Below are 12369 nucleotides of genomic sequence, written 5' to 3' on the forward strand. Positions count from 1 at the left end.
CTTCCTTCTACTTCAGATTAAATTCCTTGCGCTTGAGCTCGATCTCATCGTCGATGTACAGAACATAATCGGACAAGGCTTCACGCGGATTCTCGTTTGCATTGACCACCTTACGGAACGCGTTGTCGAGATGTCGGCCCGTGAAATAGCCACCGGGAACCTGGGGAATGCCCTCTACCCACTCCCACTGCTGCTCCAGGTTTTGATAATCCTTAACCGGCCAGGGCAACTGCTCTAATGCCTCGATGTTGGCGGTCGGATAACGCGCCGCTGCTCCCATCAGTCCCTCCATTTCCCTGCCATATTCAATCTGGGTCTGCTTGTCGGTCCACCATTTCATGAACGACCATGCAGCCTCCTTGTTCTTTGCGTTTTCCAGCATCATGACTGCACTCGTCGTGCTTGCCACCTCATGCCTTACGGAACCATCCTCCAGCTGCGTGCCCGGAACGATGGTGAAGTCCCACAGATTGCGGATCTCGGGCGCCATAACGGTCAACATGTTATAGGTTGTGTAATCCGCGATACCAAGCGGCATCTCCCCAGTACGGAAGCGGTTTGGAAAATCAGCTTTAAGCGGGAATTTGTAATTTGTATAAAATTGGGTCCACCTCTTGAACGCATCCATGGAAATTTCTGAATTCAGCGCGCTCTCCTTTTGATCTTCCTTATAGAAGTCGCCATCGTTCTGGTATAGCAGCATGGCGAAGGTGGCGTTGGGTATCATGTTGGCATTGTTTGTTGTATCCTCGATTGGCAAATAGAACTCCATATTGTGCTTTTGCAGCACCGAGATGGCATTATAGACGTCCTGCCACGTTTTTGGCGGCTCCAAGCCAAGCTCGTTGAGGACATCCTTGCGATAGAACAGCATCGGAAAATGCTGCTGCTCTGGAAGAGCATATACCCCGTTGTTATAGCGGTAAGCCGTCAATCCGCTCTCGCGAAATCGACTTGCAACCTGCTCAAAGTCCGGGAATCCGCTCAGGTCGGCTGCCGCATTACGCATCGCGTAATTGACCGGAATATCCTCGCCCATCTGCATCGCCACATCCGGGCCTTCCCCGGCCAGCGTTGCAGGCAGCAGGATGTTGGGAGGAACAAGGCGCAGCTGCACCGAAATATCGGTTTCCGGTGTAAAGGATTCATCAATCAGAGCTTTCAGCACCTGTGCCTGATCACGTCCGGTTGTAATCCATACGGTGATGGAATCCTTTTTCTGCTCCATGTTGCCGATGCTGTCATAATCCTCCGTGTAGGAAGCGACGTAGGCACCCACTTCATGCTTCATCTGTTGCAGCACAGTTGCCTCAGCCTCGGGCAGCTTCTGATCCGGTGAGGATACCAGGAGGTAATCCAGTGCTATAGGCTGTTCACGAACCGATAGAATCCATGTTCCCAACCCGCCCACGTTGATTTTGAAGGTATCCAGACGTTTGGGCACCGTTTCCGGTCTTGCCGCCATATCCTCCAGCTGCACGACCATCGCATGCAATACGGCTACCTTGTCGCTCTGCTCACCTGTCGCCTTCTCCAAATAGTCGGCAACGGAACGGAGAATGTCGGCCTGCCGCTGGAATACCTCGGTCATCTCGGGAATGCGCTGTTCAAGCTGGTAATCCCTCAAAGGATCAGGATTGTTAGAGGTAATCATCAAAATTTTGCGGTACATCTCATTCAGATCCAGCACGCTGGATTCCACCGTGCGCAGCAGCGGAGCGATATCGCCCAGCGTAACCGTCATTCGCAAGCGATGTGTTCCTTTTGAGAGCTGGAACAGGTAAGGCTCGCTTTCACCAAGAACCCGTGTCTGCCATTCGGGGCTATAGTTAAAGCGAATGCGTTCCATTTCCTTGAATGGAACCTTCCCGTCAATCATCAGACTTCGTGTGGCATAGACGCCACGAAGCTGATCCTGTTTCACCTTGAGTGCAATCTGGTACAGGCCATCCTCCGGCACGTCTACATCCCATTCGATCCATTCGCCGGGAAGCTTCCAGTTGATGCCTCCAATGGCGTTGATCCGAATTTTGGATACATCATAGGGCTCAAGTGAAGGACTCGACCGATCCGAAATGGGGGCAAGGGTTGGTGACGATTTACTCACCGCCTGTTCTCCCTGTACCTTGAGCATGACAGCTTCCGCTGGCTTGAATCCTGCCGATTCATAAGTGGCCTGCAGCTCTGCGTAAGATGGAATGTCCTCTTCCTTGTACAGCTCGATATAATCGATCGCCATGCTTTCGCGCAGCGAGGTAAGCGAAAGCTTCTGGTTTCCCTTTTCAAAATAAAACTGGTACGGCTCCTCGAAGTAACCGGCGCTGTCCTTGAATGCAGCAAGCTGCCAAACGGGCTTCTCCACCTGCCGTGGTCTGAGATCATTGCCACGATCATCTCTTCGCACGCTGTCTTCGCGGTTCCCCCATACCCTGTCAAATAGCAGCACATCGGCTCCCCTGAACGGAACCTCTCCGTTCAGGGTCAGCTTCCGCTCAATGCCGGAGCTTTTGCCCGCGACGGGATAATAATGAACGCGGATCTGGTATAAACCGCTCGCCTGTACAGGGACCTCCCAGCTGATAGTGCCAACTTCCGGGGTGATGACCGCTTTCCCATCCAGTCCGGCATATTCATTGACAACCTCGAACTCATCGTCCGCAGCCTGAATGAAAGATTCTCCTTCGATTCTTACGGTCTGCTCCGGCTTGTCTGCGTTTGTATGCGTTGAGAGATAATGTTCATAGCTGCGTGGATCGTCTGTACCCGACACGGCTTCAAAATCCTCGCGCGCCTGAACGATGCCCGGACTACGATCCCGCGCAGGGTAAATGCTCCATATGGAGAAGATCAACGCAATGGCGAGCAGCAGAATCAATCCTTTTTTCTTTCGTGACCGCATGTTCCAATATGTCCCCCTTCCTTATGGCGTGGAGCATGGTTATGGTGTGTCACTCTCCAGGGACAGTGCGTAGGGCTTTGCATCCGTTCCGGAGAGGACAGCATCATTTCTTTTGCTTGTATACCTCATCGATGGCTGCCTGGAACGGCGTCTTGTATTTTTCAATGACGGTTGAAACGGAAACACCATCGACCAGCTCACCGTTGAAATCCCAGAAAGGCAGTGACGGGAACGTATTGTGGTCAAGCACCAGCATGCCGTCAGCAACCGTTCTGGCATTTTCGATGTCAGCTTCGTCCGCCAAGTGAGTCTCCAGGGTCGATTGTCCGGGGTAATCGTAGATTGAATCGATCTCATTGATTTTTTCCCAGATATACATCAATTGCTCCGGATGCTCGACTGCTTTTGGAATCGTCAGCGCCTGATATTGCGACTCGCCAGAGTGGTACGCGCTTGCACTTGGCCCTTTCGGGAAAGGCAGGAAGCCGATATCATAGTCCTGCATATCTGTTTTGATGCCTTCGATCTCGTACATGGCGCCCGAATACATTAGCGTATTGCCCTGACGGAAGAACGTGGCCGGTTCAGTCCAATCCCCGCCTTCCGAGGCTCTGCCGACTTGCTCGGTAGCCATTTTGGAAACGAAGCTCAGTGCTTCTTTTGTTTTTGGATCATCCAAATTTTGCTTGTCACCATTGGTCAGTGAGGCTTCGTTGGAATACAGCACCGGTTCAAGCAGTCCCCTTTGGGCCAATCCCCAGGTATCGAGCTTGCCGTCGTTATTGCGGTCCTTGTTTGCCTTTTTGGCTACTTCAATGAACGTATCCCAGTTCCACTGATCTTCGTCCACATATTCCTGCAAGGGCTTCATACCTAGCTCCTGCATGAGTGTGCGATTATAAAAAATGCCACTGATAAATGAAGATTGATCCTCGGTAAATCCGTAGCCCCTACCTTCGTACTGCATGTATTCGTTGGTCGTTTTCTGGTTGAACACCTTTTCGTTCTTGGTATACTCATCCACGGGCCATAACAAGTCTTGCTTGGTCAGTGCCGGAATAGCGTAGCTTTTGCCCAGCCGGACAATGTCGCCCAGCGGTTCTCCCGCCATCAGGGAAGCCACGACCTTCTCCTGGTATTCGCCAAAATCAATCGAAATGTATTCGATGTCAAAGTTGTGCTTTTTCTTCAGTGCTTCCAAGTTCTCGATTCGCTGAATGTTATCCGGGTTGCTATCGGTCATTTTCATGTCCCACCAGGCAACCACCTTGATTTTTCTTCCCCCCATGTCAAAATCCATCTCCGGCGTTGATGTCTCATTCTTAGGTTCTGTTTCATTCGTAGTTTGCTCCGCCTGCGGCGCCTTCGTTTCCGGCTCTGTCTGTGCGCTGGAGCCAGTGCTGCACGCGGTAATCAACAGCATGATTACAAGGACCAGGCTCATCAGCATGTACGTTTTTTTTCTCATCGTTGTCCCCCCTGAATGTGTTTTACAGTTTTCTATCAAAGTGTAGCTCTTGAATGAAAGCGCAAACAACCCGTTAAAGTAAAGGGGCTTACCCTGTCAAACTATGGGTTTTGGCAATTTGAATCCAGGTTGAAGCATTTTCGGCTTGAATTGGTAAACAAATGGTCCCTCCGCAAAGAGATGCACATTGTATGCGCTTTCTTTTATTCCCATAATGAAATAAAGACATGAGTCATACTAAGGACCGAGGGTTTTAGAGTGGTTCAGAGAGATTCAAATCAAGCGAAAGTGAGGTTTTGCTTCATGCATGACATCTTGCTTGTGGACTTCAGCGGCCACACGCACGGAGAATTGCAGAAGTTGCTGCGGCGCAGTAACTCCGATCACGTCATCGGAGACTGCGTAGTCTCTGCGTGCGCCGCCTTGTCAGCTTTGGCCGGTCGAGAATTTTCTGTCGTGCTCGTGAGCACCGGGGGATTTGCTGCTGCAGGTTTGTGGTTATGCCACTATATTCGAAAGAAAAGTCAGATTCCGATCCTTTTCATGGGGGGAGGGGATCATTTCAGGCTTGTACGCAAAGCGTTAGCATATCAGGTCAGCGATTATTTGCCAGGTCCGTTCCATGCCTCCGCCCTCCTGAACAGTCTGGATCGGCTCAAGTCCAGGCTTGATTCGGAGCCCGCGAAGAGACTTCCTTCTGCCTTCAGATCGCTGGTTCATTTGGAAGGCAAGCACGTGCATTCCAGCCAAGTGATCAAGATGGTAAAAGCTTATGTGCTCGATCACCTGAGCAGTGACATTACACTAAAGAGGATTTCCGACTTGCTTCATTTTAATTGTGCGTATCTTGGTCAAAAATTCAAAATGGAAGAGAACGTGTCCTTTAATCATTATTTAATGCAGCAGCGGATGGAAAAAGCCAAGCTGCTGTTGATATCCACCAATTTGCGGATTTACGAAATTGCCAGCGAGGTTGGATATACGGATACAGACTGGTTTTATAAAAAGTTCAGAGCATATACCGGGGAGACCCCCAATGTCTATCGAAAGCAAAAAACGTTCACCGCATAGTTGTGGAGCTGCCCCTTTGGGAATCATCAAACAAAAACAAAAGCAAGACCTCAGGTTCATCTCACCTGAGGTCTTGCTTCTGTTCATATCTACTTCTATTTTAACGGACCAAAAGGGATTCCCGGAATTCCTGGGGAGTCATGCCTGTCACCTTTTTGAAAAAACGAGTAAAGGAATGCGCTGCCTCATAACCAACCAGGAGTGCAACCTCCCGAACCATGAGATCGCTATTCCTGAGCAGTTCCTTTGCTCTTCTAACTCGCAGCTCGTCAATAAATTCGGAGAGGTTGATGCCCATCTCCTGTTTGAAGAAACGGGAGAGATAGGATGGATTGAAATGATGAAGCTCTGCCAGCCTCACTAGGGAAAGATCTTCTTCCAGGTGCTCCTTGACGTAAGTACACAGGGAATAAATGACCGCATTCGCTCGCTCCTGCTCATCCGAGCCCTTGAAGCGTACGAGCTTGTCGGTTGCCTGATACAGCACCTGCACCGCGTCCTTCATAGATGCGCACTCGCTCAGACGAAGCAATCTGCGCTGATCGGGAATATCCTGATACAGTCCCCATCGATTGATAGTCGAATACAGATACAGCGCCAGATTATAATAGGTTTCCATCGCCCTCTCCATCGTCACATCCTGTTGAAGCAGTTCATTGGCCAGCTCTTCAAACACTTCGTAAAATTGCTGAATTCGTCCCGTTTCCAAATACCCTGACATGACCTCAATTCGGCTGCTGACCCGTGTGAGCTCCCTTTGGCCCTGATTCGGCAAAGCATCATCATGATCGGTAAGCACCATGGAAATGCCATCACCAATCTTCATCCAATGCAGTTGCCTCAATCGCTCGTATTGCCGAGTAATGTCGTACCAGTTGTAGCTTTTCCCGCTTAACGCAAAAGCCACCGATATGCCAAGTGAAGCCATGCAGGCTTCCTGCACCAATTCGAGTATACCCTCCAGATATCGGATCAGTGAATGGCCTGGCTCTGCTTCCGGATGTTTTGGCTGAACCAGCCATACCACATCTCCATAATGGTCTGTTACGCTGGCGTGAAGGGTGTGCTCATCCATCAGGGAAGAACCGATCCTTCGCGCTGATGCCTGAATCTGTACGCGCTCCAGGTGCAGAGGTTTATCCTTATAATCAAATCGACCCATCACAATGTAAACAGGGGCCGAGAGATGAAGACTCATGTCTCGCCTTGCCCATTCATCCTGAATCTCACTGGAGCAACCTGCCACATATGGTGTGGAGTTCTGTAGCACGTTCCTCAAATACTCTTCCTGCTGAAGCACCTCCAGCTGACAGGTTGCCTCTTGGGACTGCTCCAGCAATTCGTGCATGCGGTGACTCTGCCGAATCTCTTGCATGACCTCCTCAACCACAGCCATGATCTTGTCATATCCTTCCGTTTTGAGTAAATAACGTACATTGGGCATTTGAAAAGCCTTGTAGGCATAATTAAAATCGCTGTAGCCGGTGAGAAAAATGACGCGGCAGTGCGACCAGTAAGCCTGGATCTGTTCTGTCAGTTCAAGACCGCTCATGCCAGGCATACGAATGTCTGTCAACACGATATCGATCCTTGAGCGTTCCATCCACGTTAATGCCTCCCTGGCTGAATAAGCCTTGCATACATCAAGCCGTTCCGGCATATGGCTTGCAAAGGTTTCGTAGAGGCTGTCCGTAATAATTTCCTCATCATCCACAATCAAAAGTCGATACATTCGCTTTGCCTTCCTTCCCTTCGGATTCGAATCGTGACCTTCAATCCCTGCAGCTCGCTTCTGGCCAAAAACAGGCCGCTTCCTTCCCCGAATGTCAGCACCAGGCGCCGATGAATATTCATGAGTCCGGTCATTTCATCCGAGTTGCCATCTTCAAGCAGACGCTCCTGAAGCGCATGAATGTGCAGGTCCGTCAACTCATGCCCGTTGTCCTCTACACTGATTTCAGCGATATTCCCCTTCATGCTGAACCGGACCCTAAGCATGCCCTGATCCGTCATTTTTTCAAGACTGTGCTCGTAAGCATTCTCAATGATTGGCTGTATGATTAACCGGGGAACACGAATCTGCTTCATATCCAGTGGCAGCTCCCCGAAGTCGGCCTGTATTCGTCTGGAAAAACGCAGCTTCTGAATTTCCGTATACACACTCGAATGGGCAGCTTCCTCCTCCAGTCTTACATGATCTGTCCCGTTTCGGGTAATGAACCTGAAATATTCACCAAGCATGTTGGCAAATTGCTCAATCCGCGCTGTATCCCCCGTTCTTGCGAGCGAATTGATAATGAAAAAGCTGTTATACAAAAAATGAGGATTAATCTGCGACTGAAGCTGCTTCAATTCGGCGCGCTGCATCATCATCGTCTTTTTGAAATCCCGATCGATAAGCAGTTGAAGCTTCTCAAGCATCTGATTGAACCGGGAGTACAGAAAGCCAAATTCATCCTTGCGCTTGTGCACGATGGGGATGTCCAGTACACCTGTCTCCATTTTTTTGAATCTTTTGACGAGCAACAGCAGCGGAATGTGAATCAGCCTGTAGCTAGAATAGAGATAAGCCGATATCGCGACGAAGGATGTCATTGCAAACAGCCAGGCCCAATGATAGAACTTGCTTAGCGGCCTCTTCACACTTTCCTCCGGTAAATACGTTGCTACCGATAAGCCCAATGGGCCCATATGGCTCTGGCTGACATAATAGCGTGTACCCTCGACCTTCACCTGAAAGCCGCCATGATCACTATCGGTGATGTGATCACGGTAGTAAGGGAGGATTAAGTCACGCTTGGAAACGTCTGTGATAATATGGCCCGTCTTTTCCTCAATGAGGAAGGAGCCACTGTCCGAGTACAGATTAAGCTGGGTCAGTGCATTTTGAAATTGCTCCGTATCCAGCTCGACCTGGACCGCAAACAGCGGTTCTTCTCCCTTCTTGCCAGTCAGGCGCACGGCACTCAGATTCATGGTGTCCTCCTTCACCGTAAAGCGCGCGCCTTTCCCCTGCATGCCGGAGCTAAAGTATTCATAGGAGGCTTTGTCATAATCATCGATGCCATGGGTGGCGGAGATGCTCTTGCCAATCGTGCGGATATGCACATAAACGTTCTTGATGTAAGCACTGCTGTTCTTGAACGTAGCCAGCCGCTCGGACAAATAATTCAATGTATCGCGGCGCTCTACCTGATCCATCATTCCCCACAGAATGGCGAGCCTGTTCAGCTTCCTGTCCTCAACGATGTCAAACTGCTGCAACTCCAGCCATTCAATTTCCCGATTCAATTCATCCAAATATCGGGTAAGCCGTCTTTCTGTTGACGAGGAAATTTCCTGGCTGGCATTGTCATAGCTCCAATTGTACAGATACAGGCCCAGGAGAATCAGTGGAAGAACAAAAATCAGATAGGTGATAACCAACCGGGCGAAAATGCTGCTGCGCCAGGATTGGGCAGGAAACTTAATCAACTCACTCCCCTCCATTGCTACAGGCTGGATTGTCTTTTTGCACATTTTGCATATGAAGGCACCATTGAGGAGCGGTCAGCGTTCCAGTGCTGTTTTGGTTTTGAGCCACGCATTAACCTCCGTTGTGATCTTTTCTCCGCCTAACTTGAGCCAACTCTCCACAAACTGGTCGAACTCTTCAATCGGTCTGCCGAGAATAATGTTCATGTATGCCTCAAGCTGAAGATCGTTCAGGATCATCTGACGGTCGACCATCGTTTCTGTAATCCCCCCCGTGAATTGGTCATATAAAAGCTGTCCGTTCCGCTCGTAACCATCAGCTATGCTAAATGCGCCTGTCGGTCCGTAGGTTTGATTCCAGCCCCAGCCGCTTTCGACACCTTCCGTCTCATAGGCCTCAACTCTTTTCTGAATAGCGGATGCTTCATCCTGAAGAACAGCAAGATTACCGGAACGCTGCGCCTCCCGAATTTGCCGGTAAGCATCCAGATTTTTGGTTCCCGGAAAGGGGGTCACCGGCGATAGCATCCACACTGCCTTGGAATCGTCATTGTAGTACGTTTCATACTGCGCCTGCTCCCCCCAGTTGGTCTGCAAATGAAGATTCATAAGCTTCATCACCACTTCAGGATGAGCATAGTCCTTCCTGACGGCGAAATATTGCCAGGTATTGGTGCGAAGTGGCACTTTAACCTGCCTGCCGGATTCTGCGGCAATGGGGTAAGGCTGCCAGTCCACTGCTGCATCGTTCTCTCGGCTCGACTGAATCATGAAGGGTGTCCATTGTTCTCCGTACAGCATGCCGATTTTTCCGTTTTTGATCAGTCGTACGGCCTGTGTTCCCTTCTTATAGCTGAATTCAGGGTCAAGCTGCCCCTCCAGGTACATCGTTTGCAGAACCTGCAGCGCCTCCCGGACTTCAGGCTGAATGCCGCCATAAACGAGCTTGCCATGTGCATCTTTAATCCATATATTCGGGTATGCACCATACCCTGCCATCAGACCAGCACCCCCCATGACCGGGTCCCACAGATGATTCGTTAGTGCAAGGCCGTAGGTATCCTGTTGGCCGTTGCCGTCAGGGTCTTCTTGTGTAAACGCTTTCGAAATCTCAAGTACGTCCTCCATCGTCTCAGGCGGCTGAAGTTCCAGACGTTCAAGCCAATCGGTTCTGATCCACAAGTACTGGGCTGTCTCGATGGAGGAGGCCGTTTCAGGTATCGCCATCAGCTTGCCATCGATGGTTGCCGCGTCAAAAGGCCCGCTTCCTTCCGCCTCCAATATGCTCTTCGCAAGCGGCGAAGCATACGTTGTGTACACCTCGGACAGATCCTGGATCAGCCCCGCATTGCTCAGCTGCCTTAATTGGTATGGATTTACCTTCACAACGTCCGGAATTCGACCTGCAGCGAGGGAAACACCCAGCTTCTGACCGTACATATCTCCTTTGGCGATCCAGTCATAGCGAAGCTTAATCCCAAGCTCTTGCTCATATAACCGGGTCCAGCGATTGTCCAGCAGTGTCTCTCCCGGCATCTGGCTGATCATGCGCTCCAGATCATCCCCGGCCTCTCTGACAAAAGATACTTCTACAGGAGAACTGTATTTTCCGAAAATGGAATGATCCTCGGATGGCTGCCCATCCACCACGGGCATGCTTTGTCCTGAATATCCGCTCGTATGGTCTGTTGGTATACATGCACTGAGCAACAGAATGACAACCCACTTTGTTTTGGTTAAAGCAGAAATACGCACATCATGCACCCCCATTCGTCTGTAATGGACAACGTTTTTTGGCAACATCAGGAATTTTAACCTTTCTGATATTATAAAAAAAGCCGCCGGCTCGGCGACTTCTATGCAAGTTTGTTCTCGTCCTCCGACACGATCACATCATATTTAAAATTCGAAAAATCAGCGCTGCCCCCGGTCACTCTCGTCGAATATAAAAACAACCCGATCCGGCAGCCCATAAAATGATCCAGCTTATAAATCATTTTGTGGGAAATGCCAAGCGGCTTCCACTCTGTCCCCTCCAGATAGGAGAACGTACAGTCGTCCTGATTATTCACGAAGTTGCCAAAAGCCTTGAGCGTAACTACGGATCCTGAAACAGGTATCCTGGCATACTCGGTGGCAGGCTCCGTATCAACCAGATTGCCAAATATCGATGAGTCCTCGCTGTTTCTTGCCAGCATGACCAGGTAAAATTGCCCTTCAGTCTTCGTCAGCGCAATTAAACCGTATGTACCGATCAGGAAACACAAGCCTGCATAATCACCATCCTCCAGCCTGCTGCCATCCAGCGTAACGATTGCTTCACAGGCAGGGCCCATTGCACGCTGCGTCAGCGTATTAACCGCAAAGGTCAGATTGGGGCTGATGTGTGCGGTTTGAATCCGATACACCCCAGGCTGGTCGGTTACCGACCAGAGCGCATCATTCGGAGTGTGATTCCATTGCCAGACATCCTTGAGCCGTACCTTTCCTTCTGCATTCGCTTCATAGTGAAAGTCATCGCTGCCAATCAGAGGTTTGTAGACGTGATCCGGTCTCGTACTCGGCACAACGATCTCTTTTGGCGCTTCCGTGGGGAACACCGGGATATCGTTCTCAAAGTGAAGCGGAACCAGCACAGGGATGCGGCCAACCGCCCCGTGATCCTGAAACAGCATGGCGTACCAGTCGCCATCCGGTGTATCCACGATTCCGCCCTGGGCTACACCTGAATTAAAATAACCCATATCGTCGTTAAACACTTTTCCGCCAACAAATTCGTCTTCCAGGGAATCCGCCATGTAACACGCCTGTGTTCTTCGGCCGGTAGCTTGTGAAATATGAATCAGAAACACATAGTATTTTCCATTAATTTTGTAAAAATGGGCCCCCTCGTAACCGAGGAAATAAGGCTCTTTTTCTTTTACGATCATGCGCAGCACTCCACCGGGCTTGGGGCCGGACAGATCAGAGCTTAACTCGGTCAAATGAATTTCGGCATTACCATGGACCAGGTAAATTCGGTCATCTTCGTCGAAAAACAGGGAGCAATCATGATAAAAGCCTTCCACATACTGCTTGGCCCATGGACCCGAGATCGTATCGGCCGTGTACAAATATGTCTTATGGGTATCGTTTGCCACAAAAATGACATAGAACTTATGCTTGTGATATCGAAGCGACGCTGCCCACATGCCTTTGCTGTAAATCTGCCTGCCTTGCTCCAGCCGCTGCGCGGGTGTATCGTCAAGTCTGTCGTACACATGCGTAGCCACTTCCCAATGGATCAGGTCATAGGAACGCAGGATGACGCAGCCTGGCATCATATGCATGGTTGTGCTGACCATATAATACGTGTCTTCAACCCGAATCACATCTAGATCGGGATAATCGGCCCAAATAATTGGATTTGCATGCATGTTGGCCATTCTTCCTTTCTAGCTTTATTGGCCACACAATC

Annotated in this window: 7 protein-coding genes; 1 reads left to right on the forward strand and 6 read right to left on the reverse strand. The window is 50.0% G+C overall.

The window, feature by feature from the left end; translation table 11 throughout:
* Positions 1-7: 7 nt before the first annotated feature.
* Complete coding sequence (locus BLV50_RS07020) at positions 8-2899, reverse strand: extracellular solute-binding protein (RefSeq protein WP_090806679.1); 2892 nt, start codon at positions 2897-2899, stop codon at positions 8-10.
* A gap of 103 nt (positions 2900-3002) precedes the next feature.
* Complete coding sequence (locus BLV50_RS07025) at positions 3003-4367, reverse strand: extracellular solute-binding protein (RefSeq protein WP_064637823.1); 1365 nt, start codon at positions 4365-4367, stop codon at positions 3003-3005.
* Positions 4368-4670: 303 nt separating this feature from the next.
* On the opposite strand from BLV50_RS07025, the gene BLV50_RS07030 reads away from it, so the two are divergent.
* The gene (locus BLV50_RS07030; RefSeq protein WP_079693666.1) at positions 4671-5438 is read left to right on the forward strand and encodes a helix-turn-helix transcriptional regulator; all 768 of its coding nucleotides are present in this window, start codon (positions 4671-4673) and stop codon (positions 5436-5438) included.
* A gap of 100 nt (positions 5439-5538) precedes the next feature.
* Here the strand turns inward: BLV50_RS07030 and BLV50_RS07035 are convergent, their stop codons facing one another.
* From BLV50_RS07035 to BLV50_RS07050, 4 genes are all read right to left on the reverse strand, one after another.
* Positions 5539-7170: a response regulator gene (locus BLV50_RS07035; protein WP_090806681.1), complete on the reverse strand. Its 1632-nt coding sequence runs from the start codon at positions 7168-7170 to the stop codon at positions 5539-5541.
* Positions 7155-8912: a sensor histidine kinase gene (locus BLV50_RS07040; protein WP_143021524.1), complete on the reverse strand. Its 1758-nt coding sequence runs from the start codon at positions 8910-8912 to the stop codon at positions 7155-7157. Before BLV50_RS07040 ends, BLV50_RS07035 begins: the two co-directional genes overlap by 16 nt.
* A gap of 75 nt (positions 8913-8987) precedes the next feature.
* Positions 8988-10568, reverse strand: a complete 1581-nt coding sequence (locus tag BLV50_RS07045) for an extracellular solute-binding protein (RefSeq protein ID WP_090807527.1) — start codon at positions 10566-10568, stop codon at positions 8988-8990.
* Positions 10569-10768: 200 nt separating this feature from the next.
* Positions 10769-12328 carry a glycoside hydrolase family 43 protein gene (locus BLV50_RS07050; RefSeq protein WP_090806684.1) on the reverse strand — a complete coding sequence of 520 codons (1560 nt, stop codon included), beginning with the start codon at positions 12326-12328 and terminating at the stop codon, positions 10769-10771.
* Positions 12329-12369: the final 41 nt, after the last annotated feature.

Origin of the sequence: Paenibacillus sp. 276b (genome assembly GCF_900107875.1) — a bacterium.
Lineage (GTDB): Bacteria > Bacillota > Bacilli > Paenibacillales > Paenibacillaceae > Paenibacillus > Paenibacillus marchantiae.